Below are 26,349 nucleotides of genomic sequence, written 5' to 3'. Positions count from 1 at the left end.
GGATGTCCGGGACCCATTCCGGAATGCCTGTGCCAGGCATCAGCGTCACGGAATGGATCCCGGCCCTCTCTCCGCTTCGCTCCGTTCGGCCGGGATGACGCGGTTCGGCATGACTCGTCCTCCTCTCATCCCTCCTAAAACGCAACACGATCGGCACCCTTGAGATCGAGCATTGCACGTGCCTCCTCGGGCGTGGCGATGGCAAAGCCCATTTCCTCGAGGATGCGGCGGATGCGTGCCACCTGATGCGCGTTGTCGGGCGCCAGCGCGCGGCCGGCGCCATTGGTCAGGCTGTCCTCCAGCCCCACCCGCGCATTGCCGCCGAGCACGGCCCCCATCGTGCCGAGCCGCATCTGGTGACGCCCGGCCGCCAGCACCGAGAAGCGGTAGGCGTCGCCGAGCAGCCGGTCGGCGGTCGATTTCATGAAGAGGAGACTTTCGGGGCTTGCATCGATACCGCCCAGAATGCCCAGCACGAACTGGATGAAGATCGGTGGACGGATGAGGCCCTTCTTCAGGAAATAGGCCACCGTCTGGATGTGGCCGGCATCGTAGCATTCGAACTCGAAGCGCGTGCCGCAGCCCTCGCCGAGATCGGAAAGGATGGTTTCGATATCGGCGAAGGTGTTCTTGAAGACGACGTCCCTGGTGGCTTCGAGAAAGCCCTTTTCCCATTCGTGCTTCCATGTCTCATAGCGGCCGGCGAGCGGGAAGATGCCGAAATTCATCGAGCCCATATTGAGCGAGCACATTTCCGGCTTCGCCGCGAGCGAGGGGGAAAGCCGCTCTTCCAGCGTCATCTGCGAGGAGCCGCCGGTCGAGATATTGATGACGGCATCCGAACTCTGCTTGATGCGCGGCAGGAAGCCCATGAAATCGTCCACCCTGGCGCTCGGCCTGCCCGTCTCCGGGTCGCGTGCATGGACGTGGAGAACGGCAGCCCCCGCCTCTGCGGCACCCAGCGCCTGCTCGACCATTTCGTCGGCCGTCACGGGCAGATGCGGACTCATGGTCGGCGTGTGGATCGAGCCGGTCAGCGCGCAGGTGAGAATGATCTTGTCGGCCATGGCTGCGCTCAATGATTGCCGATCGGCAGACCGAAACGGCCGGCGAAAGCATCGAGTGCGGCGGTGAGCTTTTCCATGATCTCGCCGATATGATCCTCGTTGACGATAAGCGGCGGGCAGACCATGAAATGGTCGCCCGCCGTCCCCCCGCGCGTACGCCGCGAATAGATGATCAGGCCGCGGCGATAGGCTTCCTCGACGAGGTGGACATGCGCGTCCATCTCCTTCGGAAGCGGCTCCATCGTCCCGGTGTCGGAGACGAGCTCGAAGGCGAGAAGCAGGCCCTTGCCGCGCACGTCGCCGATGAAGGGATAGCGCGCCTTCAGGCCCTCGAGCTCCGCCTTCAGGCGGCGGCCCATTGACTCGGCGTTCCCGCACAGCCCCTCGCGCTCGATCTCCTCGAGCACCGCCAGCCCCGCAGCACAAGCGAGCGGATTTCCGGCATAGGTGAAGCCGTGCACGAAGCCGCCGGAGGCAAGCACCGGCTCGACGATCTTCTCATGCGCCACCATGGCGCCGAGCGGCGCATAGCCGGCGGCAAAGCCCTTGGAGAGCGCGACGATGTCCGGCTGAAGGCCCCAGTGCTCGCCCGCCAGGAAGCGGCCGGTGCGGCCGGCCCCGGTCATCACCTCGTCGAGAATGAGCAGAATGCCGAACTCGCGGCAGATTTCGGCAATGCGCGCATAGTAGCTGTCGGGCGCGACGAGCGCGCCGGTCGCCGCCCCGCCCACCGGCTCCATGACGAAGGCGAGCACGGTTTCCGGCCCCTCGGCGATGATCTTCTCGCGCAGCATCTCCGCATAGCGCAGCCCGCGCTCCTCATCGGTCAGGTTGTCGCGGTCGAGATAACAGGTTGGGGCCGGAATCTTCGGCATCTCGCGCATTATCGGCGCGAAGGGCTCGGTCATGTTGGTCATGCCGGTCAGCGCCAGCGCGCCGAGCGTGGCGCCGTGATAGGAGGGAAAGCGCGAGACCACCTTCCAGCGGCGATCCTGGCCCGTCGCCAGCGCATATTGGCGGGCCAGCTTGATGGCGCTTTCCACCGCTTCGGAGCCGCCGGAGACGAAGAAGACGCGGTTGAGCCCCGCCGGCATCTTCTGCGCGGTCGCCCTTGCCAGACGCTCGGCCGGCTCGTTCTCGAAATGCAGGCGATAAGCGAAGGTGGCCTTCTCCATCTGCGCCCGCATCGCCGCCAGCACGCGCTCGTTTGAATGGCCGATATTGGCGACCATGGCGCCGCTGGAGCCGTCGAGATAGCGCCGGCCATCGACATCCCAGATATAGACGCCGCGCGCTTCCGCCACGAGCGGGCGCCGCGTCCGGCCCTGATAAAACAGGTTCGAAGCGGGCTGCTGCGCCAGGTTCATGTGCGCTCCTCGACCGGCACGAGCGCGCAATCGCGCCCGCGGATAACGGCATTGACCTTATCGCCGCGCCTGTAGGGGCGCTCCTCGATCGCATTGAGCGCCTGCAACGAGCGGCCTTCGATGTTCACGAAATAGCGTGCCGCCTGGCCCTGATAATCGACGGCCGTCACCTCGCCCGGCAGCGAAAGCGCGTCTTCGGGCGGGCTGGCGTTCCCGTTGCTCAGGAAGAGCTTTTCCGCACGCACCACGATATGGGCGGCTTCACCCTCGCCAATGCCCCGGCTGCGCGCCGCCGGCACGTGCAGTTCGCCGAACCCGTCGGCCGCCACCGTGACCGTGCCGTTTGCGCATCTTGCGACCTTGCCCTCGACGAGGTTGGCGTTTCCGAGGAAGCGCGCCACGAAGGCCGAGGAGGGGCTGCCATAGACCTCCTCGGGCGCGCCTACCTGCTCGACATGGCCCTTGCTCATGACGACGATGCGGTCGGACATGGCAAGCGCCTCCGACTGGTCGTGCGTGACGAAGATGGTGGTGATGCCAAGCTGTGCCTGGATGCGCTTGAGTTCCACGCGCATATCCTCGCGCAGGTTCGCATCGAGCGCCGAGAGCGGCTCGTCGAGGAGCAGGACGTCGGGCTCGATCACGATGGCGCGGGCCAGCGCGATGCGCTGCTGCTGGCCGCCGGAAAGCTGGCGCGGAAAACGCCCGCCGACATCGGGAAGCTGGACGAGTTCCAGCGCCCGGCTGACCTTCTCCTCGGCCTCGCCGCGCGGAACGTCGCGATATTTCAGGCCGAAGGCCACATTGTCGAAAATCGTCTTGTGCGGAAACAGCGCATAGTTCTGGAAGACGATGCCCAGATTGCGCTTGTGGATCGGCGTGCGCGTGACGCTGCGGCCCTTGATGACGATCTCGCCTTCGCTGGGATCGAGCAGGCCGGCGATCATCCTGAGCGTCGTCGTCTTGCCGCAACCCGACGGCCCCAGAAGAGTGACGAAACTGCCCTCCTCGATATCGAGATCCATCCGGTGGACAGCCGTCAGGCTTCCGAACCGTTTGACGATGCCGTTGAGTTCGACGGCCTTGGATTGGCTCATGGCGATCATCCACGCTTTCGGGGACTGGGAACGGTGGAAGACAGAGCCTCCCGCCAAAGCATGCTGAAATTGGGCCGCGCCGCCCACAGTCGCGTCGTCAACCCGGAAGGCGAGCGGAGCGAGCCTGTCCGGGATCCATTCCGGAATGGTGACGTCACGGAATGGGTCCCGGCTCTGCACAGCTTCGCTGCTTGGCCGGGATGACGCGCTGAGGTGAAGCGACCTGAAATCATCACGCACTAGTAGCCGCGTTCGACCCGGCTATAGACGCGCGACCATTCCTCCTCGTTGCCGTTCCAGTAGTCGGCGTTGAAGAAGTTGAGCCCTTCGAGCGTGCCCGTGGGGTCGAAGGCGGGTAGCGCCTTCACCTTGTCGGAAAGCTCCACCTTGGAGGGATCGAGCGCGGGCGGATAGTTCTGGCCCTCGGCGACGGCGATCGCCACTTCCGTCTCGAGCATGAAATTCAGGAGCTCTTCGCAAGCCTCCATCGGGCTGCCCTTGATGACGAAGATGCATTCCTGCCAGCCAAGGCCGCCGGGCGGATCCATGTAGCCGATATCATGGCCCTGGTCCTGCAGCGCCTTGATGCGGCCAGACCAGCCTTCGGTGACATAGATCTCCTCTTCCGCCAGCAGGCTCATCAGCTCCGCACCCGAACCCCAATATTTCAGCACGAGATCGCGGTTGGTGCGGATGGCGTCCCATACCGCTTCGATGTCCTCGATGTTGTTGGGGTCCTGGCCGGTCTGCAGCGCGCCGTACCAGACGCGCGTCTTCCAATCGCTCCAGCCGCCGATCTTGCCCTTGTATGCCTCGTCGAGGAGGATCTTGGCGCCCTTTTCCTTCATCTCGTCGTCGGAGATGTGCTTGCGGTTATAGGCAAGGCCGGTAGTGCCGTAGTCATAAGGCACGGCAGAGAGCTTGCCGTCGGTGATCTTGCGGAAGACGTCCTGAAGGGCGGGGATCACGTTGGCGAGGTTGGGGATATTGTCCTCGTTGAGCTCCGAGGTCAGGTCCAGCCCGTGATAGCGGGAATAATCGAACACGCCGGAAAGATGGGCAAGGTTGAACTCGCCGGGCTGGCTCGCCCGCACGCGTGCCAGATATTCGTCGGCGCCGCCGAAGGTGCCATCGACCACGGCGATGCCCGTCTTTTCCGTGTAAGGATCGAACGCGTATTCGCGGAAAGCTTCCGAGACCACGCCGCCCCAGCCGTCGAAGCGCACCTCATCGGGTGTGGCTGCGCGGGCGAATTTCGCAAACGGCCCGCCGACCACCCCGTACGCTGCGGCCGATGCGCCGATCAGGCCGAGAAATGTGCGCCGGCTCACATCGCCGTGCCGGTGGCGGTCGAGCAATCTTTCGTAACGTCTGGTATTGTCCATTTTCAGGCTCCCATTGCTGAATATTCAACCCGCTGTCTCCCCTTGAGCCGCGGGACCGGCTCCTGTTCTAACGTCTCGTGGCCGCCAGCCTTCGCGCTACGGCCATGCCGATGAGCGGCAACAGCACGGTGACGACGATCATCACCGTGCCGAGCGCGTTGATCTCCGGCGAAATCGAGTGTCGCAGCATGGCGAAAATCTGGGTGGGCACCGTCTCAACGCCGCCCGGCTTCCAGAACATCGTGCCGGTGATGTCGTCGAAGGAGATGGTGAAGGCGAAGAGCATGCCGGCAAAGACCGCCGGCAGGAGCAGCGGCAGCGTGACGGCGAAGAAGGTCTGCACCGGGTTCGCGCCGAGCGAGCGCGCGGCCTCCTCATATTCCGGCTTGATGGCCACGAGCCGCGCCTGCACCACCAGAAGCACGAAGGGCAGGGTGAAGATGACGTGACCGAGAAGCAGCACCAGAAAGCTGCGCGGCAGGCTCAGCCAGCGCAGGAAGAGGAGCAGCGCCACGGCGAGCACGACTTCCGGAATGAGGATCGGCGCGATCAGGAGCGTGGTGATCGTGTTCTTGCCGGGGAAGCGGTAGCGCACCAGCGCAAGGGCGGCGAGAATGCCGAGCACGGTCGAGATGATCGCCGTCAGTGCCGCCAGAAGCAGCGAGATGCGGAAGGCGCGCACGATCGCGTCGTTGTTCCACAGTTCGATGAACCAGCGGAAGCTCAAGCCTTCCATGGGAAAGGAGCCGAACTGGCTGGAATTGAACGACAAAAGCACCACCACCGCGACGGGCAGGAACATGAAGAGATAGACGGCGATGGTGTAGAGCCTGATGAAGTTCCACCCGGTCATCGCCAGCCCCTCATCCGAACGACTTGGCGATCTGGCCGAGCCCGGCCAGGCGGTTGTAGACCATCACCACGCTGCCGAGCACCACGAGAAGCACGATCGAGAGCGCGGAGCCGAGCGGCCAGTTGAGCTGGGTGATGACGGCCTCGAAGACGAGATTGGCAAACATGGCGTCGCGCGGCCCCCCGAGCACCAGCGGCGTGATGTAGGTGCCGGCCGCCAGCACGAAGCACAGGAGCCCGCCCGCGGCGAGCCCCGGCAGGGAGAGCGGCAGCGTCACCTCACGGAAGGTTTGCAGGTTCGACGCGCCGAGCGAGCGTGAGGCGTCGAGCAGGTTGCGGTCGATGGCGTCGAGGCTGACATAGACGTTGAGCACCATGAAGGGCAGCAGGAAATGCGCCAGCCCCAGGATGACTGTCGTCTCGTTGTAGAGCATCTGGATCGGCTCCGAGGTGATGCCGAGGCCCATCAGCGCCGTATTCAACGCGCCGCTGCTTCCCAGAATGTTGATCCAGGACATGGTGCGGATGATGTAGCTGATCCAGAAGGGCAGGATGAGCAGCAGCAGAAGCAGCGTCTTGTGCCGCGTCTCCGACATGGCGATGAAATAGGCCGGGATGTAGCCGAGCACGGCGCACAGGACGGTGGTGATCGCGGCGATCTTCAGCGTGCTGAGGAGGATGTCGCGATAGAAGGGATCGCTGAAGACAAGCTGCCAGTTGTCCAGATGAAAGCCCGGAATTTCGCCGCCGGCCGAGGTGCGCAGCCAGAACGAATAGACGACGATGAAGAGAACCGGCACGACCAGCAGGAAGGCGACGGTTGCCAGCGCCGGCGAGAGCAAGATCCAGGGACGTGCTGCGCCTGACGTCTCTCCCATTTGATCCTTTCCGCCTCTTGCCCGCCGGTTTTCTGCACGCTGGTGCAGCTTCCGGCTTATCTGATTTGAGTTTGACTCAACCGGAGAGCATTCTACAAATAGATAGTAACAATCATGAACATTGATTATTGAAATGGATGCGCCGAAGACCAGCACGCTAAGCCAAGCGCCGACACCCACCGGCAGAATGGTCTGGAACCTCGACTGGAACCTGATCCGCACTTTCCTGGTGATCGTGGAGGAGGCCGGCATCACCGCCGCCGCCAACCGGCTCGGCCTGAAGCAGCCCACCGTCTCGAACGCGCTGCGCCGTCTCGAGGACCGCCTCGGCAAGCGCCTGGTCGTGCGCGGGCCGGGCAAGTTCGAGGTCACGCCGGCCGGCATGCTGCTCTATGACGAGGCGGTGGAGATCTTCGGCAGCATCTCGCGGCTCGGCATCCTCATCCGCGATATGGACGAGGAGGTCTCGGGCCACGTCACGCTGGCGCTGGCAAGCCATGTCGTCTCCCCGGTCCTCGACGAGGTGCTTTCCACCTTTCACCAGCGGCACCCCAGGGCGACGCTCGGCATCGAGGTTCTGACAAGCCGCGACGTCATCCAGGCGGTCCGGCAGAGGCAGGCGAGCATTGGCATCTGCCTCGTGCACGAGAAGCACGCGCAACTCGATTATCTGCGCCTCTTCAGGGAGTATTTCGGCTTCTTCTGCGGCCCGCACCACCGCCTTTTCGGCAAGCGGGGACTGCAACTGACGGACCTGCGCGGCGAAACCTCCGTCTCCTTCAAGACCGACCGGCTGACGGATGCGCTGCGCCCGGTTGCGCTCATCCGCGCCGAAGCCCAACTCGACGACCGGGTTGTCGGCGTCTCGTCAAATCTCGAAGAGGTGCGCCGCATGATCGTCGCCGGTCTCGGCATCGGGCCATTGCCGATCCATGTGGCCGCACGCGACGTGGAGGCCAGCCTCTTATGGCGGCTGCCGCCCTACGAGACGCCGCCGGCGATCGACATCTATGTGGTGAGCAATCCCCACACGCGCTTCAACCGGGCCGAACAAAATCTGCTTTCCATGTTGAAGCACCGCATTGCCGAGGTCCCCTTCGCCAAGCGTGACTACCGATAGCCGCAGGCGTCGTCAGGCGGCGTGCGCCTCGATAAAGGAGACCGCGGCGCCGACCCCGTCCTCGTCCCGGATCTTCCGGCCCAGGTCGTCCGCCGCGCGCAGAATATCCTTGTTACCAGTGACCGCGATGATTGCCTTGGCCAGGTTGTCGGCTGAAACCTTCTTCAGCGGTATCGGCCTGCTGCCAGCGCCGAGTGCATGGACACGCATGCCCCAGAAGGGCTGGTCCCCGAAAAAATTATCCGGCCGATGATCCGGTCGGAGCGGGCACGAAAAGTATTGAACCAGGTGATCCGGCTGAGCGTGTTATCTCCGGCAAGCCGACCCGCCCACGAACCATGGGGAGACTTCATCCCGGTTGCAGATCTTTCCTGCGTCGAACGCCCGTGTAGTGGGGCAGAACATGCCTCCGTCAAGTACCAGCAAAGGATCACGAGGCAAAGCGGGGGCCTTGGCGGGAGTTCTGCATCGAACGGGCGAGCCCTCCTCTATCTTTTTGCGTATATCAGCTCCACCGATCATTGGCTAACCTTGTGCGGGACACACCGCGTCCGCATTGCTGATGTCAGGGGAGCGCCGTCTTATGTCGTCCCAAACAGATGATGTTTCCGCCAAGCTCCGCAAAAAGTCAGGCGGCGGCGCCACGGCCAAGTCGGTGTTGCGCGACGGCGCCATCGTCTTGGCTGTCACTGCGCTTCTTTTCGGGCTCTTCGAGTTCGGCATCCGGCTGATCGCACCGCAGAATGTGAATACGACCTTTATAAGTGGGAATTCGCTCGGGCTGCGCGATGATCTGCTCGGGCATTTGAATCGCCCGAATTCGCACACGGTCGTCCGAGCACCGGAATACGAAGTCGAATACAAGGTCAGCGCGCAAGGCTTCCGCGATGAGGCAACATATTCGCCCGTTGCCGCCCCAGGCGTGACACGGGTATTGCTCCTTGGCGACTCCTTCGCCTTCGGCACGGGGACCGATTACGAGGGTATCTGGCCGGTCGTTCTGGAACGAAACCTTCGGGCCCAGGGCCATCAGGTTGAGGTTATCAAGGCAGGTGTTCCGGCATTCGACACGCGCTCGGAAGTTCTTTTTCTTGAGCACCTGATGGAGCGCTACAGCCCCGATATCGCGATCCTGACCTTCCTGCCCAATGACCTTTTCACCAACCGACCGATCGCACCCTCCAAAGATGCAGCGCCAAGTACCGGCGAGGAAGATCTGCGCAAAACCGGCGTCGTGACCACTGGCGACAAGAAATCCGACCTCCACAGCCTGACGTTGGTCAAGAGGCTGCTGATGATGAGCGACCGGCTCTATGTCAGCCTCTATCTCATGACCCAGCGCCGCGAGATATTCGCCTTCCCGCCGACCGATACGCTGACCAGGCAGATCGACCTGACCAAGGACCTCTTCTTGCGGGCGCAGGATCTATGCCGCAGCGAGGGTTGCGAACTCATGGTGCTGTCGCTGCCCCAGCAGTTTCAGCTCTTCGCCGATGGGATCGACGGTATCGATCCCGCATATATCGACCGGACCTTTGCCGAGATGGCGGAGGAACGTGGCATTCAGTGGATCGCCCTCTTGCCGATCCTCGCCGAAGCCTATCGCCTGCAAGGGCAGGACCTTTATTTCCGCTATGACGGGCATCTCAACCCCGCAGGGAACGCGGTGGTGGGTGCTACCCTGGCCAATGCCGTAGGCGATTGGCTGTCGGTGCACGAGGCGGCGCACCAACCGTGAGGACGACCCTGCCGCCCATCGCCCTGTGACAAGGTAGGCACCGCCCGCGGCCTAACGGGAATGATGGTTGAGATGCAGATAAGTGTCGTCAAATTCGGCGATCGCCTGCAGCCGATCCCAGTCTTCGATGATGATGAGTTCGCTGCGCCAGGAGATTGCGCCGGTCGCGCGCAGTTCCTGCAAGCAGCGGTTCACGTGCACGACGGAAAGCCCGAGCACGTCGCTGAGTTCGGCCTGGGTAATCGGAAAGCGGAACCCCTGTTGCTCTACCTTCTCGACCACTTTCAGACGCTGGTAGAGCTCACAGACGAGGTGAGCGATATGCGACACCGTCGACCGCCGCCCCATGGAGACCAGCCATTCGCGATGGATGGCGGCGTCGATCAGCGTGCTCAGCCAGAGTATTCGGGTCAGGTGCGGATTGCGCTCGGTAATCCTACGCAGATTCGCGTGCGGCACCATCGCCACCGTGCAGTGCGAAAGGGTGGCCACGCTGTGATCCATCGTGCGGATCAGGAAACTGTGCAGATCGACAAAGTCTCCCGTCACATGAATTGCCGTAATCTGCCGCTTGCCATTGGTCAGATCGCGGTAGCGGGCGGTAAATCCCTCGAGCAGGAGAGTGCTTGCAGTCGGGCGCGAGCCTTCGCGCACGAGATCCTGGTCCGGCCCGACCTCCCTCACCTCCGACACGGCCTCTTCCAAAATCGCCTGTTCTTCGGGCGAAATGCGGTCCCGGGCGGCGTATTTCAGAATGTAGGGTCTGAGTTGCGACATCCGTCTAAAAGAGCATGCTCCCCGGCAGCATTCAATGACAATCGATGGCTCGCCTCGGCGAACTGGACGCCTTTCGCGGACGGCCGGGCCAGCCAGACGCGGGGCGGTTTGCCCAGCATGCGCTTGAACATGGTCGTGAAGGCCGCGACGCTCTCGTAGCCCAGTTCCAGCGCCACGCTCGTCACCGCTTCCCCGTCGGCCAGGCGCGGCAGCGCGGCGAAAAGGCAGGCCTGCTGACGCCAGGTGGAGAGGCTCAACCCCGTTTCGCGCTGAAACGCGCGTGTGAAGCTGCGCCGGCTCATGCCGGCAGCGAGCGCCCAGTCATCTATCGTCGCGCGCGCCGTGGGTTTCCGGACGAACTGCCGGCACAGCTCCGCCAGCTTTCGATCGGCGGGAAAGGGAAGCGCCAGAGGCCGCTCGGGCAGTTTCGGGATCTCGTGCAGCAACAGGTCGAAAACGAGCATGGCTCTCCTGTCACGCTCGGCGGGCGGGGGAAGCGCCACCGCTTCCACGATCAGGCTGCGCGCGAGCTCGCTTATGGCGACGACGCGAATGTCTCCCGGCAGGCCTTCCATGGCGTCCGGCCACATGTAAACCGAGCGCATTCCAACATCGCCGAGCATATCGACGGCATGATCGACGTTCGCCGGCAGCCAGAGCGCGTGTTCCGGCGGCACGATCCACCGCCCCTTGGGCGTGCTCACCATCGCTACGCCGGACAGCGCGTAAAGAAGCTGGGAGCGGCTATGCCTGTGGGTCGGCACGTGATGACCGTCCGGGTAGTCGCCGGACACCGCCAGCACGGTGCCTTCACGCGCCTCCAGTTGCCGAACGACGCGCTCGTGGAGGTCCTCCGCATGCGCCCCCGGGGGTGCGATATTGTCCTTCAAATGCCGCATGATTGGCCCACTCTCGAAAGTTTTCGACCAAACCACGAAAGTAGATCGCCGGCAAGACGCGTAGAACAACGCCTGTTTCCGATTTCTGGATGGAGCGTGATCTTGACCGGGACGACAACGATCAACGGAAGGATATCCGGCGAGACCACGGCCTATGCGGTTATCCTGGCCGTCAGCTTCTGCCATCTGCTGAACGACGTCATGCAGTCGCTGCTTGCCGCGCTTTATCCGATGCTGAAGGACGACTACGGGCTTGATTTCTGGCAGATCGGGCTGTTGACCATGACCTTTCAGATCACCGCCTCCCTGCTGCAGCCCGTGATCGGCATGTATACGGACCGGCGGCCGATGCCCTATTCCCTGGCCTTCGGCATGGGCTCGACCCTCGTCGGCCTCCTTTTTCTCGCCTTCGCCACACGGTATTCACTGCTGCTTCTCGGCGCGGGGCTGATCGGCTTCGGATCGGCCATCTTCCACCCCGAGTCCTCGCGGGTCGCGCGCCTCGCCTCTGGCGGGCGCTACGGCCTGGCCCAGTCGCTCTTTCAGGTGGGCGGCAATTTCGGGTCCGCGCTGGGGCCGCTGCTGGCCGCCTTCATCGTCGTGCCGCGCGGGCAGGACAGCGTCGCGTGGTTCTCGCTCGCCGCCCTGGCGGGTATGCTGGTCCTGTGGCGGGTCGGGCGCTGGTATGCCGGCTACCGCGCCGCCAACGGTTCGCGCAGCGGCGCCGACACGGCAATCCGCCTGCCCCGCCGCACGGTCGTCGTGGCGCTGATCGTGCTGACGGTGCTCACCTTCTCCAAGCATATCTATATCGCCAGCCTGACGAGCTACCACACCTTCTATGTCATCCAGAAGTTCGGCGTGTCGGTCCAGACCTCGCAGGTGCTGTTGTTCGTTTTCCTGGGCGGTGCTGCCGTGGGGACCATCCTCGGCGGGCCGGTGGGAGACCGGGTGGGCGCCAAGACCGTGATCTGGTTCTCGATCCTGGGTGTTCTGCCGTTCACGCTCGCCCTGCCCTACGCCGATCTTTTCTGGACGGTCGTGCTCACCGGAGTGATCGGTGTCGTCATGGCGTCCGCCTTTCCGGCGATCGTCGTCTTCGCCCAGGAACTCGTCCCCGGCAGGGTCGGCCTGATTGCCGGCGTGTTCTTTGGGTTGGCCTTCGGCATGGCGGGAATTGCGGCGGCGGTTCTGGGCGTGATCGCGGATGTGAAAGGCATCGAGTTCGTCTACGTGGCCTGCTCCTTCCTTCCGATGCTCGGGCTCCTCACCGCGTTGCTGCCGGACATGCGCCCCGCTCAAGCGGCCGCCAGCTAACCGGGGCGGAAGCTCCTGTCTTCGGCGACCGCGATTGACGCGGCGGTGCCGGCGTGCATTCTGGTTCTTCCTGAAGGGACGAGTTTATATGACCAATCTTCCGTGGGAGGCACCCGCGCGCATCATCCTCCCGGATGAGGCCGAAGAGCCCGTTCGGCAGGAGGAGCTCACTTTGGCGCGTGCAATCGAGATCGTCGTGGAAGCGTTTCCGAGCGATCGAATCACCAATGTACGAATCGAATTTCAGGGAGGAACGCTCGAAGGGCAGGTCATTGCAACGATCTATCATTCACCGCGATTTCCACATTCCCGTCCGCGTGGCCGAAAATCGACAGGCGGACAGCTGGCGCCGGACAAACGTCGTCATCAGGCCGCATGAAGACGGGCCTTTCCGCTTTGCGCTATCCGCACCCTCTTCAGGGGCCGCCGGCAACGGATCCGACAACCACCATCACAAGGTCATCGAGATCCACCTCGCCATGTACGGCGATCCGGTTTCCCTTTTCGACCACGTTCAGGGTTTCCGGACGGTTTTCCGCCTGCCGCTTCAACTCCTCGGCGATCGCTTGCTTGACCTTTTGCTCCAACACGAGCCATCTCCCATACAGCGGCTAGGAGAACGCTGTCCGTGCTTCACAGTTCCCAAGGCGGCGGGAAGAGGGTAGATGGGACGAGGGCGGGGATTCCGGTCGCGCGTCGCCGCAGGGCACACAAGGCGCTTTCCGCGAGGTGACAGAGAATGAACGAGCATTACGATACATATGCCGTCGCCATCATCATCGTTTTCGGTGCGATGATCATCGGCGGGCTGATGGCCGGCGCCGTTGCGTTCGGCGCACGCGACGCTTTCTTTTTCGCCCTCGGGGCGGCCACGGCGGCATGGCTGTCCGGCTATGCGGTTTTCTTCGACCGCCCGCGCACCTTCATGATCTGCGTCGCCGTTTCGATCGCCATGGCGATCGGGGCGACGATCGTCCTGGCCTTTTGATGATTTCTCCCCTTCCCGGTAAACCGGATTTTCTCCACTAGAAACAGCACAAAAAGCGCGCTCGTGCGTTTGCCTCGGAGGAGGAAATGCTGATGGCGCGCAAACGCAAGATCACGACGGGAACGAATGACCGGCCCGTGGACGAAACCATCGCCCAGAGCGGCGGCGGCCTGCCCGACGACACGAGTCGCGCCCCGCCCGGGGGCGGCGAGAAGCAAAGGGCACGGTTGCGCGAGAGCCTGGACGCAGGCCGAAAACCGGCGACCCCCAGCGGTGACGCCAATCCCGATGCCGTGCCGGAGGGAACGCATGGGGCCGGCGAAGACATCTGCCGCCGCTGCCGTGGAAACGGCAGGATCGGCGGCGAGACCTGTCCCGAGTGCGGCGGATCGGGCAAGGTGACAACGCCGCTGGCGGGCGGCTGATACCGACCGCCCTCGGTACAACGGCTTGGCGGTTCAGGCGCGGTGCCATATTTTTCGTCGAACGGTCGGTTTTCGCCCTTGCGAAACCACTTGCACGCAGGTTGATACCTGCAACGATTGGAGGGCCGGATGGACATTCGCTCAGGATTGCTTTTCGCCGGTCTGGCTCTTCTGGCCGGATGCGCGACCATGACCCCAGAGGAACGCCGCGCCCTGGACGAGGCGCAATGCCGCGACTACGGCTTCACGCCCGGGACGGACGCCTTCGCCGAGTGCCTCCAGAGGATCGACCTCGACCGCCGGGCCGAGTGGCGGGCGCGCAGGATCGAGCTGGACCACTGGCATGAGCCACGCGTCGTCTACCAGCCGGTGATCGTGCACGACACGGACTAACCGTTCGGGTTCGAAGCTCAGGGCTTGCCCTCGCCCTCCATCATTTTCTGGAAGAACGGGATCTGCGCGGCGAGTTCGGCATCTCTTTCCGTCGAGCGCCGGTAAGCCGGGCGGTCGGTGACGCGTGCGACATAGTCGCGGAATGCCGGCTTGTCGGGCAAGGCTTTCAGCATGTCCATGGTGTAGCTGATGCCCGTACCCAGGATGACGTCGGCAAGGGTGAAGCGTTCGCCGGCCGCGAAGGGCTGGGCCGAAAGCCGGCGCTCCAGATACGCCACCAGATCGTCGAAGAGCCCGAACGGATAATCGTTGCTGGCATAGGAGAGCCCATTCGCCTTCGCGCAAATTGCCGGATCGAACACGGCGTCATGATGGACAAGCGTCGTAAGATAGGCCGCGCGCGCAGGATCGCCGATCGGCGGCGCAAGGCCCGCCTCGGGGAAGGCATCACCCAGGTAGATGGCAATGGCCGCCCGCTCTGTAACCACCGTCCCGTCGTGGTCGATGGCCGGCACCTTCTTGTTCGGCTGGATGGCCCGGTACGTCTCCGGCACGCCGCCTTCGGCGCGGATGTCGATCAGTTCCATCCGGTAGTCGACGCCCAGTTCCTCGAGCAGCCAGAAAACGGCGGAAGAGCGGGACCACGGGGCATGGTAGAATGTGAGCATCGCCAAATTCCTCGATCTGCGTTGTTCTTCCTATAGCAGGGCCGTCCTGACAGCACCTTGTCAGGATACCGCCACCCGCCCACAAAAAGAAAGGGCGGCCGACGGCCGCCCTCCCCTGCAATCCCTTTCGACTGCCGTCAGTTCGGCAACTGGTCGTCGACGCCCTCGATATAGAAGTTCATGCCGAGCAGCGTCGCATCATCCGCCACCTCGCCTTCGGCCAGCCACTGCGTACCGTCCTGCCTGTTGATGGGGCCGGTGAAGGGATGGAATTCACCGGAACGGATCTTCTCTTCCGTTTCCTCGGCGAGCGCCTTCACGTCGTCCGGCATGTTGGTGTAGGGCGCCATCACGACGTGCCCCTCTTTAAGGCCCGCCCAGATGTCGACCTGTTCCCAGGTGCCCTCGCGTACGGCCTTCACACGCTCGACATAGTAGGGACCCCAGTCATCGACGATCGCGGTGAGCTGCGTCTCGGGGCCGAACTCGATCATGTCGGAGGCCTGGCCGAACGCCTTGATGCCGCGCTCGGCGGCCACCTGCATGGGGGCGGTGGAATCGGTGTGCTGGGTGATGATGTCCACGCCCTGGTCGACCAGCGCCTTGGCCGCGTCGGCTTCCTTGCCCGGGTCGAACCAGGTGTTCGCCCACACCACCTTGACCTGGAAATCGGGATCGATGGACTGGGCGCCCAGGATGAAGGCGTTGATGCCCATGACGACTTCCGGAATCGGGAAGGAGGCGATGTAGCCGGCAACGCCCGCCTCGGATACCTTGGCGGCGATCACGCCCTGGATATAGCGCCCCTCGTAAAAGCGCGAATTGTAGGTGGCGACGTTGGGGTGCTCGCGCTTGTAGCCCGTGGCGTGCTCGAACTTCACATCAGGAAAACGGCCCGCCACGCGGTTGGTGGCATCCATGTAGCCGAAGGATGTGGTGAAGATGATGTCGCAGCCCGAACGCGCGAAACGCTCGATCGCGCGCTCGGCGTCGGCTCCCTCCGGCACGCTTTCCAGATAGGCGGTCTCGACCGCATCGCCGAGCTCTTCCTCAACCTGAAGAAGTCCCTGGTGATGCTGATAGGTCCAGCCGAAATCGCCGATCGGCCCCACATAGATGAAACAGGCCTTGGTCGGCTCTTCCTGCGCCTGCACACCGCCGGTGGTGGCCAGAGCCACCGCGGCTGCGGCGAAAAGTTGAAGTGTTCTTCTCATTGCCTCTTTCCTTTGTTGTTGCCTGCGGCGCCTTCCCGTCTCTTATCGTTCCGGCACGAATGGGCGCCCCAGCGATGCCGGCGTGTTCATCATCGTCAGTCTCCTGTTGCGGGAGATTATGACAAGAACGGCTATTGTCGCCAGATAGGGCAGCGAAGATAGTAGCTGGGAGGGAATGTCGACACCCTGGGCCTGCGCATGAAGCTGCCCGATGGTGACCCCGCCGAAGAGATAGGCGCCGGCCACCACACGCCAGGGGCGCCAGGAGGCGAAAACGACGAGCGCCAGTGCGATCCACCCGCGCCCGGCCGTCATGTTCTCCACCCATTGCGGCGTGTAGACCAGCGACAGATAGGCGCCGGCCAGCCCGGCGCAGGCACCGCCGAACATTACTGCGAGATAACGGATGGCAACGACGTTGATCCCCTGCGCATGCGCTGAAACGGGATTGTCGCCGACGGCGCGCAGCATGAGCCCGGCGCGCGTGGCGAAAAGGAAATAGGCCACCGCCAGCGTCAGCAGAAGCGAGATGTAGAACAGCGGATCCTGACCGAACAGAAGCCGGCCGACGACGGGAAGGTCGGACAGCACCGGAATGTCGATCACGCCAAGCTTCAGCCCCGGGCGCCCCACGAAGCTTTCGCCCAGCATGCCCGAAAGACCGAGCCCGAAAAGGGTGAGTGCCAGGCCGGTCGCCACCTGGTTCGTGACCAGCGAAAGCGTGAGAAAGGCGAACAGCAGCGCGAAGGCGGCCCCCACCAGTATGGCCGCCCCTACGCCCAGCCATACCGAACCGGTCAACAGAGCGGCAGCGAAGCCGGTGATGGCGCCCATGATCATCATGCCCTCGACGCCGAGGTTGAGCACGCCGGAACGTTCCGCCACCAGTTCGCCGAGGGCCGCGATCAGAAGCGGGGTGGCCGCCGTGGCGACGGTGATGAGGATGGATTCAAGCATGACCGGCCTCGACCTCTTCCGCCTTGGCCTCTCCTGCCCTGACGACGAGTGGCCGAACCAGGCGGATGCGGTAATGGATCAGCGTATCGCAGGCGAGCACGAAGAAAAGCAGCATTCCCTGGAACGCCCGCGCCACCTTGTCCGTGACGCCGATGGAAATCGCCGCCGCCTCGCCGCCGAGATAGGACAAGGCGAGCACCAGCCCCGCGGCAATGATGCCGAGCGGGTTCAGCCGTCCGAGAAAGGCGACGATGATGGCGGTAAAGCCGTAGCCCGGAGAAATCGTCGGTCTGAGCTGGCCGATCGCGCCGGACACTTCGCTGATCCCCGCCAGGCCGGCCAGCCCGCCGGAAACCAGGAAGGCGAAGATGATCATGCGTGCGCGCGAGAAGCCGGCAAAGCGCCCGGCCCGCGGGCTCTGCCCGATCACCTTCACCTCGAATCCCTTCAGTGTGCGCGAGAGGACGAACCACAGTGCCACCGCGGCCAAGACCGCAAACACGAAACCCCAGTGGGCGCGGCCCGAGGCCGGCCAGATCTCCGGCAGGATCGCATAGGCGTGGAAGTTGCGCGTCTCGGGAAAGTTGAAACCTTCCGGGTTGCGCCACGGGCCCCGCACCAGCCAATCGAGAAAGAGCTGCGCCACATAAACCAGCATCAGGCTGGTGAGGATCTCGTTGGTGTTGAAGCGCGCCTTCAGCCAGGCTGGAATCGCCGCATAGGCCGCGCCCCCGGCAATGCCCATGAGAAGCATGAGTGGCAGCACGATCCAGGATTGGAAGGCTGGAAACAGCACCGGCAACATCGAGCCGACAATGGCGCCGACGATGAACTGGCCTTCGGCACCGATGTTCCAGTTGTTGGAAAGATAGCAGACCGATAAGCCGACGGCGATGAGGATGAGCGGCGCCGCCTTCACCGCCAGTTCATGCAGCGACCACGTCTCCAGAAGCGGATCGATGAAGAAGTAGTAGAGCGCGTCGAGCGGATTCTTGCCCAGGAGAAGGAACATGATCGCACCGGCGACAAGAGTAAGTCCGAGCGCGATCAGGGGTGAAACGGCACTGAACAGCGCCGACTGCTGTGGTCGCTTGACGAGTTCAAGGCGCATTACACGACCTCCAGCGGCCGGTGGTCCGGATCGCCGGCTCTCGCGCCGCCCATGAGAAGACCGATCGTCTCGTAGCTCGCTTCGGAGATCGGCATCGCCTCCGACAGGCGGCCGCCGTGCATGACGGCGATGGTGTCGCAGATCTCGAAAAGCTCGTCGAGATCCTGACTGATGACGAGTACGGCGGAGCCGTCCTTGACCAGATCGATCAAGGCCTGCCGGATGCGGGCGGCCGCGCCGGCGTCGACCCCCCAGGTGGGCTGGTTGACGACCATCACGCGCGGCGCGCGATCAAGCTCGCGTCCGATGACGAACTTCTGCAGGTTGCCGCCGGAAAGGGCCGTCGCCTCCGGGTCCTCACCGGACTTGCGAACGTCCATCGCGGCGACGATGCGCTTCGCCGCCTCCGCGACCGCACCGCTCCGGATAATGCCGAAGGCGGAAAGCAGGGCGCGGGCGTCGGTGCGGTAGCGCGACAAAAGGAGGTTCTGCGACAGTGTCATCATCGGTGCGGCGGCATGGCCCAGGCGCTCCTCGGGCACGAAAGCCCCACCCATCAACCGGCGTTGCGAGATGTCGCGCCGGCCGGCGTCCTTGCCACAGATGCACACCGCGTCCGCTCTGTCCTGCAGCACTTCGCCGGAGATCGCCTCGAACAGTTCGCCCTGGCCGTTGCCGGCAACCCCGGCGATGCCGAGAATCTCGCCCGCATGCACCGTCAGATCGATATCGGAAAGGGAAATCGCGAAGGGATGGCCGGCCGGACGGTCCAGCGAGCGGACCTCGAGCAGCGCCTCGCGCGCAGCGGCTGCCTTTTCGCGCACGATCGCCTGCACCTCGTCGCCCACCATCATGCGCGCCAGCGACGCGGCCGTCTCGCGGCGCGGGTCACACTGGGCGATCACCTTGCCCTGACGCAGCACCGTCGCCCGGTCGCAGATACGTTTCACCTCTTCGAGCCGGTGCGAGATGTAGAGGATCGAGCGGCCTTCGGCGCGAAGCGTCTCGAGCGTCTCGAAAAGTTTGTCGGCCTCCTGCGGCGTGAGCACGGATGTCGGCTCGTCGAGAATGACGAGCTCGGGATTCTGAAGCAGGCAGCGAATGATCTCGATGCGCTGCCGCTCGCCGACCGACATGTCTCCCACATGGGCATCGGGATCGAGCGGCAGCCCGTAGGCGCGGGAGAGCTCGCGCGCCCGCTCCGAAACCTTGGAGACCGGTTCGGGATCGTTCAGCGACAGCATGATGTTTTCGGCGGCCGTCAGCGCGTCGAAGAGCGAGAAGTGCTGGAAGACCATGCCGATGCCCAGCAGACGCGCCTCGCCGGGGCTGGCAATCGTCACCGACTCGCCTTTCCACAGGATCGTGCCCGCATCCGGCTCGAGCGCCCCGAAGAGCATCTTGACCAGGGTGGACTTTCCGGCCCCGTTCTCGCCCAGGAGCGCGTGGATCTCGCCGCGGCCGATCGTCAGGTCCACGGCATCGCACGCCGTCAGCGTCCCGAACGTCTTCGTGAGGCCCCGGACGTCGAGCAGTGCCTCAGACGGCTTGCCGCGTGTTGCTTCCACAACAGCTCCCATTCGTCCTGTTTTTGTTTTTATGTGTTCCCGCAGTCATCGTAGGCGCGCCCGACCATGTTGCAATAGGTGTGGTCCGCTTGAAACTGCTTCAATCAATTCCCGCGCTTAGGGAATGAGCACGGTGGTGCCGGTCGTGCGCCTCCCCTCGAGGTCGGCCTGGGCCCGACCGACGTCGGCGAGCGGGTATCGCTGGTTGATGGCGACCTTGACCGCGCCGGAGCCGACGACGTCAAACAGGTCCTTGGCCGCCGTCTCCAGTTCTTTCCTCGCCGCGATATAGGCGAAGAGGCTCGGCCGCGTGGCAAACAACGAGCCCTTTTGTGCCAGCAGGTTGATGCTGAAGGGCGGGATGGGACCGGAAGACTGGCCGAAGCTGACGAACATGCCGAGCGGCCGCAGGCAGTCGAGCGAGGCGGGAAAGGTGTCGTTGCCGACCGAATCGTAGACGACGTCGCATTTGCGCCCGCCGGTAAGTTCCTTCACCGCGGCTGCGAAATCGTCTTTCGTGTAGTCTATGACGTGATCGAAGCCGTGGGCGCGTGCGAGTTCCACCTTTTCCTTCGACCCAGCGGTGCCGATCACGGTGGCACCCAGACGCTTCGCCCATTGGCCGAGGAGCAGGCCGACGCCACCGGCGGCTGCGTGATAGAGGATCGTCTCGCCCGCCTTCACCGGATAGGTGCGCCGCAGGAGATACCATGCCGTCATGCCTTTCAGCATGATGGCCGCGGCCTGTTCGTCGGAAACCGTTTCGGGCAAGCGCACCAGCCGGTCGGCCGCAATCGTCCGCCGCTCCGCATAAGCGCCGCCGGTCACGCAATAGGCAACGCGGTCTCCCGGACTGAAGCCTGTCACGCCCTCGCCCGTCTCAATGACGATGCCGGCCCCCTCCCCGCCGGGAACGAACGGCGTCTCGGCCTTGTAGAGACCGGTCCGGTAGTAGATGTCGATGAAGTTGAGGCCGATGGCTTTGTGCTCGATCAGCACCTCGCCGGGGCCGGGCCGGCCGGGATCGTAGTCCTCCAGTCGCAGGACCTCGGGTCCGCCGGTCTCGTGCACGCGTATCGCTTTTGCCACCTCACACCCCCTTTCTGCCGAGTTGCGGCAATGCCTGCATGACGCCGCCGATCACATAGAGATAAAGTCCCGTCAATCCGATCCCCGCCTTCACGACCGGGCCGGCCTGCATGTCGTTGAGAAGCACGATGGCGGCGAAGGCACACCAGGCGAAGAAGACGCTCAGATTGAGCGGTCTCAACCTTTTGACCCGCACCGGATGCAGGAAATGGATCGGAAGGAACGTCAACACCGCCGAGACCAGCACGACACCAAATGAGAAATACTCGCCCGGTTCTATGGCGAACAGCGTGAACACCACCATGTTCCAGACCACCGGGAAGCCCTTGAAGAAGTTCTCCGTCGTCTTGATGCCGGTGTCGGCGTAGTAGATGGCGCTGGAGACCACGATGATGGCCGCCGAAAGGAAAGACAGTCCCTCCCCCATGAAGCCGCTCCGATAGAGCGCGAAAGCGGGGATCAGGACATAGGTGACATAATCGATGATGTTGTCCAGCATGTCGCCGGACCAGGTGGGCAGGACATCCTTGACCTGCAGTTTCCGGGCGATCGGGCCGTCGATGCCGTCAACGAGCAGCGCCAGGCCGAGCCACCAGAACATCGCCGACCAGCGCGCCTCGCTGGCCGCGACGAGCGAGAGGAAAGCCAGCAGGGAGCCCGATGCGGTGAGCAGATGGACGGAAAAGGCCTTTGCCTGTGGTGCACTCACTTTTTTGCGTGCCATGGACGTTCCCACCTTACGGCGAATGGCTTCCGTGCGGTACCGAGGGCATACCCACAGCGGGCCTTGCCCGGCCGGATGTTCTCCCGCGGCGCCACTCGCCCCGAGGTGTCATTAGCACGCCTTTCCGCGCCGCGCAGTCCGGCAGGCACCATGCGTGTGGAAAAATACGCGTCCGCGGTCCCGCCGCGAGCCTTGGTCGAGGCCTGCGCGCATCGGCGCGATTGCAGGCGTTTCCCGAACTGCCCTATATCTCCGCCAAAGATTCATTCAACAGGCGGATCGGTGTGAGCGAGCAGTTGGAAAGGACGATCCTGGTGGCGGGCACGGGACCGGCGGGCTTGGCCGCGGCCCTTGCCCTTGCCGCCGCAGGGCGCGAGGTGGTTCTGGCCGGACCGCCGCCCGCCCTCGAAGACCGTCGCACGACGGCGCTGATGCACCCATCCGTGCGCTTTCTGGAAGAGCTCGGGCTCGCCGAGGCGTTGCGCGCGCATGCCGCGCCGCTTTCCACCATGCGGATTGTCGATGCAACGACACGGCTCATCCGCAGCCCCGCCGTCACGTTCCGCGCCGCCGAGATCGGCGAGGAGGCGTTCGGCTTCAACATCCCGAACGCGGCGCTCAACCGGGCGCTGGCGGAGCGGGCGCGAGCGGAGCCGGGCATCCGCTGGCACGAATGCATGGTCGAGCACTGGCAGCTCGACGCAGCCTCCGTCACCGCAAAGCTGGCGGACGCGACGACGGTCCGCGCCCTCCTGGCGGTGGCGGCCGACGGCCGCAATTCACCGGCCCGGGAGGCCGCTGGTATCGCCACCCGGACCCGCCCCCTCCCGCAAAGCGCGCTGGTGCTGAATTTCGGCCATACACGGCACCACGGCTTCACCTCGACGGAGTTCCACACCGAGCACGGACCCTGCACACAGGTTCCGTTGCCCGGCGGTTTCCGCTCCAGCCTCGTCTGGGTGATGCAGCCCGCCGATGCCGAAACCTTGAAAACGCTCGACGAGACCGCCCTTTCCGAGCGCCTGGAACGGCAGTTGCAGTCCATTCTCGGCAGGGTCGCGGTGGAGCCCGGCTGTCAGGTCTATCCGCTCTCGACGGCCCTGCCGGCCCGCTTCGCCGCCCGGCGGATCGCGCTCGTCGGTGAAGCGGCGCATGTTTTCCCACCGATTACCGCACAAGGCCTTAATCTGGGTCTGCGGGACGTGGCAGAGCTTGCCCGAATCGTCCACGCACATGGGCAGGATCCCGGCGCGCCAGCCGCGCTCGAGCGCTACGATGCGCGTCGCCGGCCCGACATCACGGCGCGCAGCCGCGTGGTCAACCTCTTCAATGCCTCCCTTCTCACATCCCTGCTTCCCGCCCAGCTCGCACGCAGCGCCGGTCTCGGACTTCTCGACAGCATGCCTCTCCTGCGCGGTTTCTTCATGCGCGAGGGCATGCGTCCGGGCAGCGGCCTCGCCGCGCTCTTGCCGCCCTTTGACCGCCGTTCCTGAGCCGCCCTTCGCGGCGGGATTGAATTACGTGCAAAGCTGCGCCACATATGAGGGCAAGGGCAAATGCGATGCAAAAGATGAGAACAGCGAAATTTTCCATCGGCCAGGTGGTCCGGCACCGGCTCTTCCCCTTCCGCGGGGTGATCTTCGACGTCGATCCGGAATTCGCCAACACCGAGGAATGGTATGAAGCCATTCCGGCCGAGGTGCGACCGTCGAAAAAGCAGCCGTTTTATCACCTCCTCGCCGAAAACGAGGAGACGGAATACGTCGCCTACGTATCCGAACAGAACCTGCTGGAAGACGAGTCAGGCGAACCCGTTCGTCATCCGCAGCTTTCCGAACTGTTCGTGGAGACGGCCGACGGACGCTACGAACCGCGCCAGCGCCATCATCATTGAGCAAGGCGCACCGCTGCGGAAACGAAAACAGGGCCCGAAAGGGCCCTGTTTAGCATTCGTATCCGTCTCGTTGAAGCGTCCCTATTCCGAACCCTGCTTCGCCCTTTCTTGGGCCTGGCGCAGACGGTCGGCGAACTCCTCGGTATTCTTGTTGACGTATTCCTCCAGCTTGCGCTGACGGTCGTCCAGATCGTCCTGCTGCAACGGCTCTCCGTCATAAGCGTCGGTAAAGCCCTGCAGGGTGATGTTGACCGGGTTCGGCTGGTTCTGGAAATTCACCGAGGTAAGCGTCAGCTCGGAACCGCGCTTGAAGGAACTGACGATCTCGTCGTTAAGCTGCGCCTCGGCCACGCAGCGGTCGGGAACGCAAACGGCGTAGTCGATCTTCTGGGTGGATCCGCCATCGATCTGCAGGCCGATTCCCGGCGGAATCAGGCGGCCGGTCGGCACCGCGATCTGCAGCACGCGCCGGTTCACCTTGCCCTCGACCTCAATCAGGTTGACGCTCGTCACCAGCTGGCCGGTTCCGGCCCGGCGCAGAAACTGCACGTTGCAGACATCGACCTCTTCCTGCTTGGTGCACGCCTTGAACCAACCCTGCGGCGGCTGATCCCCCTGCTGCTGCGCCATCGCGGCGCCGCCATAGCCGGCGACGGCCACGCCGAGCGCACCGAACAATGCGGTCGCCGTGCGGTTCGCTCTTGCTTTCAGGCTCATCATTTCGCTTCCTGTTCCTCTCGAATTCACGGCCACCAGGCTGCGCCCGGCACCGTTTCCTGTTGGCCGAATGCGGCGATAGCAAGGCTCGCGGGCGTGTTACAACGGCGCGGCTTTGAAATCCAGTGCCGCACCCGCCTTCTTCCAGAAATCAAGCGAATGCCTTGATACGGTCCAGGACATGGACAAAGGTGGCCGCCGAGGCGAGAAGAGCTTCATCTGCCCGAATCAGCACCACGTTCCAAACGAGGTCCCGCAACGATGTCCCGCATGGTCTCGCTTTCGATTTTGATGGCGATCGGGCTTGCTATGGGCGCCGGACAGGCGCTGGCCGGCAGCGCCCCTGCCCACGCGATCGCCATGAACGGCGAGCCTGCCCTGCCCGCGGATTTCGACCACTTTCCCTATGCCGACCCTGTAGCACCCAAGGGGGGCGCGATCACCTATTGCGTCGTCGGCTCGTTCGACAACCTGAACCCCTTCATTCTCAAAAGCATGCGCACGACCGCGCGGGGCGTGATCGACACCATCTTCGGCAACCTTGTGTTCGAGCCACTGATGCGCCGGAACGACGCCGAGCCCTTCTCGCTTTACGGGCTGCTGGCGGAATCGGTGGAGATGGACGAGGAGCGCAGCTACGCCGAATTCCACCTCAATCCCGACGCGCGATGGTCCGACGGCAAGCCGGTGACCCCCGAGGACGTCATCTTCACCTACGAGACCTTCGCCGAAAAGGGGCGGCCGCCCTACAGCACCCGCATGGACCGGATTGAAGAGATCGAGAAGACCGGGGTGCGCAGCGTGCGCTTCACCTTCAACGAGAAGGCCGACCGCGAATTTCCGCTGATCGTCGCCATGACACCCGTCATCCCGGCGCACGGCTTCGACCGCGAAAAGTTCGACCAGTCGACGCTGAAGCCGGTCATCGGCAGCGGCCCTTACACGATCGAGACGGTCAAGCCGGGCGAGCGCATCGTCTTCAAGCGCGATCCCGACTACTGGGGTGCGGACGTGCCCTCCATGCGCGGCTTTGCCAATTACGACCGCGTCACCATCGACTACTTCCTTAACGGCAACGCACAGTTCGAAGCGTTCAAGGCGGGCAACTGCTCCGCCTATGCCGGGGCGATTTACACCGGGCTCGGCCCTAACGAAGTCACCCGCGACTTCGACTTCCCTGCAGTGCGTAACGGGGATGTGGCTCTGGAGTCTTTCGAAACAAAGATTCCACCGGTGGTCCTTGGCTTCGTCTTCAACACGCGTCGGGAGAAATTCACAGATCCCAGGGTCCGCCGTGCCCTGTCGATGCTCTACGACTTCGGCTGGGTCAACGCGAACCTCTACAATGGCAAGTACCGCCGCACGCTGAGTTACTGGCAGGGTTCGGAACTGTCCGCGCTCGGGCGCCCTGCCGGGCCGATCGAGAGGAAACTCCTGGAACCCTATGCCGATAAGGTCCTTCCCTCCGTCATGGACGGGACCTACGGCAAGGATGCCGACAAGGCGCATGGAATCGAACGCGAGACCCTGCGCGAGGCATTTTCAATGCTTAAGGAAGCGGGTTACGCACTTGACGGGAACGTGTTGAAGGATCCGCAGGGACGGCCGTTCACCTTTGAGATCCTTCTCGTCTCGAGCGAGCAGGAACGCTTCGCGACGGTCTTCCAGCGCATGCTTCGCAAGCTCGGCATCGCGGTGAGCCTGCGCATGCTGGACGATTCGCAGATGCAGCAACGCAAGCAACGCTTCGAATTCGACATGATCATCGCGCCGGTCGGCTTCTCCGGCTCGCTGTCCCCCGGGGCGGAGCAGATCGGCCGCTGGGGCTCCGCTTCGGCCGATGTGGAAGGCTCGTTCAACCTTGCCGGGGTGGCCGATCCGGCGGTGGACGCCATGATCGAGGCGATGCTCAATGCGCGCGAGGCGGAAACCTACGTCGCAGCCCTCCGTGCTCTCGACCGGCTCTTGATGTCTGGCGCGTATCTCGTCCCGCTGCAGCATAATACGCAGAAGTGGATCGCCTACTGGAACTATCTGGAGCATCCCGAAACCGCGCCGCTCAACGGTTATGACCTGTCGACCTGGTGGCGCAAGCCGGAATAGG

At 63.8% G+C, this 26,349-nt stretch carries 28 protein-coding genes; 10 read left to right on the top strand and 18 right to left on the bottom strand.

Features of this window, described 5'->3' with window-relative positions; genetic code table 11:
• Positions 1 to 134: 134 nt before the first annotated feature.
• The 6 genes from SIN08_RS10625 to SIN08_RS10600 form a co-directional block, all read right to left on the bottom strand.
• A complete protein-coding gene (locus tag SIN08_RS10625; protein ID WP_322451549.1) occupies positions 135 to 1,067 on the bottom strand; it encodes a 3-keto-5-aminohexanoate cleavage protein in 933 nt (310 codons plus the stop codon).
• Between the two features lie 8 nt (positions 1,068 to 1,075).
• On the bottom strand, positions 1,076 to 2,434 hold the full coding sequence (locus SIN08_RS10620; RefSeq protein ID WP_322451548.1) for an aspartate aminotransferase family protein: 1,359 nt from the start codon (positions 2,432 to 2,434) through the stop codon (positions 1,076 to 1,078).
• Complete coding sequence (locus SIN08_RS10615; protein ID WP_322451547.1) at positions 2,431 to 3,531, bottom strand: ABC transporter ATP-binding protein; 1,101 nt, start codon at positions 3,529 to 3,531, stop codon at positions 2,431 to 2,433. The genes SIN08_RS10620 and SIN08_RS10615 overlap by 4 nt, the downstream gene beginning before the upstream one ends.
• Before the next feature lie 239 nt (positions 3,532 to 3,770).
• Positions 3,771 to 4,916, bottom strand: coding sequence for an ABC transporter substrate-binding protein (locus SIN08_RS10610; RefSeq protein WP_322451546.1), 1,146 nt, complete (start codon positions 4,914 to 4,916; stop codon positions 3,771 to 3,773).
• A gap of 67 nt (positions 4,917 to 4,983) precedes the next feature.
• Positions 4,984 to 5,769: an ABC transporter permease gene (locus SIN08_RS10605; RefSeq protein ID WP_322451545.1), complete on the bottom strand. Its 786-nt coding sequence runs from the start codon at positions 5,767 to 5,769 to the stop codon at positions 4,984 to 4,986.
• A gap of 10 nt (positions 5,770 to 5,779) precedes the next feature.
• Positions 5,780 to 6,646: an ABC transporter permease gene (locus SIN08_RS10600; protein WP_322451544.1), complete on the bottom strand. Its 867-nt coding sequence runs from the start codon at positions 6,644 to 6,646 to the stop codon at positions 5,780 to 5,782.
• Positions 6,647 to 6,779: 133 nt separating this feature from the next.
• Here SIN08_RS10600 and SIN08_RS10595 point away from each other — a divergent pair, with 133 nt between their 5' ends.
• The gene (locus SIN08_RS10595) at positions 6,780 to 7,766 is read left to right on the top strand and encodes a LysR family transcriptional regulator (RefSeq protein ID WP_322451543.1); all 987 of its coding nucleotides are present in this window, start codon (positions 6,780 to 6,782) and stop codon (positions 7,764 to 7,766) included.
• Positions 7,767 to 7,778: 12 nt separating this feature from the next.
• On the opposite strand, the gene SIN08_RS10590 is transcribed toward SIN08_RS10595, so the two are convergent.
• Positions 7,779 to 7,976, bottom strand: coding sequence for a hypothetical protein (locus SIN08_RS10590; protein ID WP_322451542.1), 198 nt, complete (start codon positions 7,974 to 7,976; stop codon positions 7,779 to 7,781).
• A 352-nt stretch (positions 7,977 to 8,328) separates the two neighbouring features.
• Between SIN08_RS10590 and SIN08_RS10585 the strand changes: the two genes are divergently transcribed.
• Positions 8,329 to 9,504 (top strand): SGNH/GDSL hydrolase family protein, encoded by a 1,176-nt coding sequence (locus tag SIN08_RS10585; RefSeq protein ID WP_322451541.1) that lies wholly within the window; start codon positions 8,329 to 8,331, stop codon positions 9,502 to 9,504.
• Between the two features lie 51 nt (positions 9,505 to 9,555).
• Here SIN08_RS10585 and SIN08_RS10580 read toward each other — a convergent pair whose 3' ends face one another.
• Positions 9,556 to 10,281: a Crp/Fnr family transcriptional regulator gene (locus SIN08_RS10580; protein ID WP_322451540.1), complete on the bottom strand. Its 726-nt coding sequence runs from the start codon at positions 10,279 to 10,281 to the stop codon at positions 9,556 to 9,558.
• Positions 10,254 to 11,180 carry a helix-turn-helix transcriptional regulator gene (locus SIN08_RS10575; RefSeq protein WP_322451539.1) on the bottom strand — a complete coding sequence of 309 codons (927 nt, stop codon included), beginning with the start codon at positions 11,178 to 11,180 and terminating at the stop codon, positions 10,254 to 10,256. The genes SIN08_RS10580 and SIN08_RS10575 overlap by 28 nt, the downstream gene beginning before the upstream one ends.
• 102 nt (positions 11,181 to 11,282) lie before the next feature.
• Here SIN08_RS10575 and SIN08_RS10570 point away from each other — a divergent pair, with 102 nt between their 5' ends.
• Both SIN08_RS10570 and SIN08_RS10565 read left to right on the top strand, forming a co-directional pair.
• The gene (locus SIN08_RS10570) at positions 11,283 to 12,497 is read left to right on the top strand and encodes an MFS transporter (RefSeq protein ID WP_322451538.1); all 1,215 of its coding nucleotides are present in this window, start codon (positions 11,283 to 11,285) and stop codon (positions 12,495 to 12,497) included.
• Positions 12,498 to 12,585: 88 nt separating this feature from the next.
• Complete coding sequence (locus tag SIN08_RS10565; protein WP_322451537.1) at positions 12,586 to 12,876, top strand: hypothetical protein; 291 nt, start codon at positions 12,586 to 12,588, stop codon at positions 12,874 to 12,876.
• Positions 12,877 to 12,913: 37 nt separating this feature from the next.
• Here SIN08_RS10565 and SIN08_RS10560 read toward each other — a convergent pair whose 3' ends face one another.
• Entirely contained in the window at positions 12,914 to 13,087 is a 174-nt protein-coding gene (locus SIN08_RS10560) for a hypothetical protein (protein WP_322451536.1), read from the bottom strand.
• A gap of 149 nt (positions 13,088 to 13,236) precedes the next feature.
• Here SIN08_RS10560 and SIN08_RS10555 point away from each other — a divergent pair, with 149 nt between their 5' ends.
• The 3 genes from SIN08_RS10555 (at position 13,237) to SIN08_RS10545 (ending at position 14,303) form a co-directional block, all read left to right on the top strand.
• Positions 13,237 to 13,485, top strand: coding sequence for a hypothetical protein (locus tag SIN08_RS10555; protein WP_322451535.1), 249 nt, complete (start codon positions 13,237 to 13,239; stop codon positions 13,483 to 13,485).
• Between the two features lie 92 nt (positions 13,486 to 13,577).
• A complete protein-coding gene (locus SIN08_RS10550) occupies positions 13,578 to 13,910 on the top strand; it encodes a hypothetical protein (protein WP_322451534.1) in 333 nt (110 codons plus the stop codon).
• 129 nt (positions 13,911 to 14,039) lie between these two features.
• On the top strand, positions 14,040 to 14,303 hold the full coding sequence (locus tag SIN08_RS10545) for a hypothetical protein (protein WP_322451533.1): 264 nt from the start codon (positions 14,040 to 14,042) through the stop codon (positions 14,301 to 14,303).
• 17 nt (positions 14,304 to 14,320) lie between these two features.
• On the opposite strand, the gene SIN08_RS10540 is transcribed toward SIN08_RS10545, so the two are convergent.
• The 7 genes from SIN08_RS10540 to pcsA form a co-directional block, all read right to left on the bottom strand.
• A complete protein-coding gene (locus SIN08_RS10540) occupies positions 14,321 to 14,971 on the bottom strand; it encodes a glutathione S-transferase family protein (RefSeq protein WP_322451532.1) in 651 nt (216 codons plus the stop codon).
• A 137-nt stretch (positions 14,972 to 15,108) separates the two neighbouring features.
• The gene (locus SIN08_RS10535) at positions 15,109 to 16,185 is read right to left on the bottom strand and encodes a BMP family ABC transporter substrate-binding protein (protein ID WP_322451531.1); all 1,077 of its coding nucleotides are present in this window, start codon (positions 16,183 to 16,185) and stop codon (positions 15,109 to 15,111) included.
• A gap of 42 nt (positions 16,186 to 16,227) precedes the next feature.
• The gene (locus tag SIN08_RS10530; RefSeq protein ID WP_322451530.1) at positions 16,228 to 17,142 is read right to left on the bottom strand and encodes an ABC transporter permease; all 915 of its coding nucleotides are present in this window, start codon (positions 17,140 to 17,142) and stop codon (positions 16,228 to 16,230) included.
• Entirely contained in the window at positions 17,135 to 18,253 is a 1,119-nt protein-coding gene (locus SIN08_RS10525) for an ABC transporter permease (protein WP_322451529.1), read from the bottom strand. Before SIN08_RS10525 ends, SIN08_RS10530 begins: the two co-directional genes overlap by 8 nt.
• Positions 18,253 to 19,833 (bottom strand): ABC transporter ATP-binding protein, encoded by a 1,581-nt coding sequence (locus SIN08_RS10520; RefSeq protein ID WP_322451528.1) that lies wholly within the window; start codon positions 19,831 to 19,833, stop codon positions 18,253 to 18,255. The genes SIN08_RS10525 and SIN08_RS10520 overlap by 1 nt, the downstream gene beginning before the upstream one ends.
• Positions 19,834 to 19,938: 105 nt before the next feature.
• On the bottom strand, positions 19,939 to 20,910 hold the full coding sequence (locus SIN08_RS10515; protein WP_322451527.1) for a quinone oxidoreductase: 972 nt from the start codon (positions 20,908 to 20,910) through the stop codon (positions 19,939 to 19,941).
• Position 20,911: 1 nt separating this feature from the next.
• Entirely contained in the window at positions 20,912 to 21,634 is a 723-nt protein-coding gene (gene pcsA / locus SIN08_RS10510; RefSeq protein WP_322451526.1) for a phosphatidylcholine synthase, read from the bottom strand.
• A 284-nt stretch (positions 21,635 to 21,918) separates the two neighbouring features.
• Here pcsA and SIN08_RS10505 point away from each other — a divergent pair, with 284 nt between their 5' ends.
• Positions 21,919 to 23,127: a UbiH/UbiF family hydroxylase gene (locus SIN08_RS10505; protein WP_322451525.1), complete on the top strand. Its 1,209-nt coding sequence runs from the start codon at positions 21,919 to 21,921 to the stop codon at positions 23,125 to 23,127.
• A gap of 77 nt (positions 23,128 to 23,204) precedes the next feature.
• The gene (gene hspQ, locus SIN08_RS10500) at positions 23,205 to 23,528 is read left to right on the top strand and encodes a heat shock protein HspQ (protein ID WP_322451524.1); all 324 of its coding nucleotides are present in this window, start codon (positions 23,205 to 23,207) and stop codon (positions 23,526 to 23,528) included.
• Between the two features lie 81 nt (positions 23,529 to 23,609).
• Here the strand turns inward: hspQ and SIN08_RS10495 are convergent, their stop codons facing one another.
• On the bottom strand, positions 23,610 to 24,248 hold the full coding sequence (locus SIN08_RS10495) for an invasion associated locus B family protein (RefSeq protein ID WP_322451523.1): 639 nt from the start codon (positions 24,246 to 24,248) through the stop codon (positions 23,610 to 23,612).
• A gap of 306 nt (positions 24,249 to 24,554) precedes the next feature.
• On the opposite strand from SIN08_RS10495, the gene SIN08_RS10490 reads away from it, so the two are divergent.
• Positions 24,555 to 26,348: an extracellular solute-binding protein gene (locus tag SIN08_RS10490; RefSeq protein WP_416208051.1), complete on the top strand. Its 1,794-nt coding sequence runs from the start codon at positions 24,555 to 24,557 to the stop codon at positions 26,346 to 26,348.
• Position 26,349: the final 1 nt, after the last annotated feature.

It is taken from the genome of Chelativorans sp. M5D2P16 (genome assembly GCF_034427935.1).
In the GTDB taxonomy this organism is placed as follows: Bacteria; Pseudomonadota; Alphaproteobacteria; order Rhizobiales; family Rhizobiaceae; genus Chelativorans.
This window is presented reverse-complemented; position numbering and strand designations above follow the sequence as displayed.

Coding starts and splice junctions, on each gene's coding strand:
- SIN08_RS10585 (WP_322451541.1), top strand. CDS start 8,329: ATGTCAGGGGAGCGCCGTCTTATGTCGTCCCAAACAGATGATGTTTCC.
- SIN08_RS10600 (WP_322451544.1), bottom strand. CDS start 6,646: ATGGGAGAGACGTCAGGCGCAGCACGTCCCTGGATCTTGCTCTCGCCG.
- SIN08_RS10620 (WP_322451548.1), bottom strand. CDS start 2,434: ATGAACCTGGCGCAGCAGCCCGCTTCGAACCTGTTTTATCAGGGCCGG.
- SIN08_RS10550 (WP_322451534.1), top strand. CDS start 13,578: ATGGCGCGCAAACGCAAGATCACGACGGGAACGAATGACCGGCCCGTG.
- SIN08_RS10495 (WP_322451523.1), bottom strand. CDS start 24,248: ATGATGAGCCTGAAAGCAAGAGCGAACCGCACGGCGACCGCATTGTTC.
- SIN08_RS10565 (WP_322451537.1), top strand. CDS start 12,586: ATGACCAATCTTCCGTGGGAGGCACCCGCGCGCATCATCCTCCCGGAT.
- SIN08_RS10535 (WP_322451531.1), bottom strand. CDS start 16,185: ATGAGAAGAACACTTCAACTTTTCGCCGCAGCCGCGGTGGCTCTGGCC.
- SIN08_RS10615 (WP_322451547.1), bottom strand. CDS start 3,531: ATGAGCCAATCCAAGGCCGTCGAACTCAACGGCATCGTCAAACGGTTC.
- SIN08_RS10525 (WP_322451529.1), bottom strand. CDS start 18,253: ATGCGCCTTGAACTCGTCAAGCGACCACAGCAGTCGGCGCTGTTCAGT.
- hspQ (WP_322451524.1), top strand. CDS start 23,205: ATGAGAACAGCGAAATTTTCCATCGGCCAGGTGGTCCGGCACCGGCTC.
- SIN08_RS10580 (WP_322451540.1), bottom strand. CDS start 10,281: ATGTCGCAACTCAGACCCTACATTCTGAAATACGCCGCCCGGGACCGC.
- SIN08_RS10545 (WP_322451533.1), top strand. CDS start 14,040: ATGGACATTCGCTCAGGATTGCTTTTCGCCGGTCTGGCTCTTCTGGCC.
- SIN08_RS10625 (WP_322451549.1), bottom strand. CDS start 1,067: ATGGCCGACAAGATCATTCTCACCTGCGCGCTGACCGGCTCGATCCAC.
- SIN08_RS10605 (WP_322451545.1), bottom strand. CDS start 5,769: ATGACCGGGTGGAACTTCATCAGGCTCTACACCATCGCCGTCTATCTC.
- SIN08_RS10530 (WP_322451530.1), bottom strand. CDS start 17,142: ATGCTTGAATCCATCCTCATCACCGTCGCCACGGCGGCCACCCCGCTT.
- SIN08_RS10575 (WP_322451539.1), bottom strand. CDS start 11,180: ATGCGGCATTTGAAGGACAATATCGCACCCCCGGGGGCGCATGCGGAG.
- SIN08_RS10555 (WP_322451535.1), top strand. CDS start 13,237: ATGAACGAGCATTACGATACATATGCCGTCGCCATCATCATCGTTTTC.
- SIN08_RS10490 (WP_416208051.1), top strand. CDS start 24,555: ATGGGCGCCGGACAGGCGCTGGCCGGCAGCGCCCCTGCCCACGCGATC.
- SIN08_RS10595 (WP_322451543.1), top strand. CDS start 6,780: ATGGATGCGCCGAAGACCAGCACGCTAAGCCAAGCGCCGACACCCACC.
- pcsA (WP_322451526.1), bottom strand. CDS start 21,634: ATGGCACGCAAAAAAGTGAGTGCACCACAGGCAAAGGCCTTTTCCGTC.
- SIN08_RS10610 (WP_322451546.1), bottom strand. CDS start 4,916: ATGGACAATACCAGACGTTACGAAAGATTGCTCGACCGCCACCGGCAC.
- SIN08_RS10540 (WP_322451532.1), bottom strand. CDS start 14,971: ATGCTCACATTCTACCATGCCCCGTGGTCCCGCTCTTCCGCCGTTTTC.
- SIN08_RS10520 (WP_322451528.1), bottom strand. CDS start 19,833: ATGGGAGCTGTTGTGGAAGCAACACGCGGCAAGCCGTCTGAGGCACTG.
- SIN08_RS10590 (WP_322451542.1), bottom strand. CDS start 7,976: ATGCGTGTCCATGCACTCGGCGCTGGCAGCAGGCCGATACCGCTGAAG.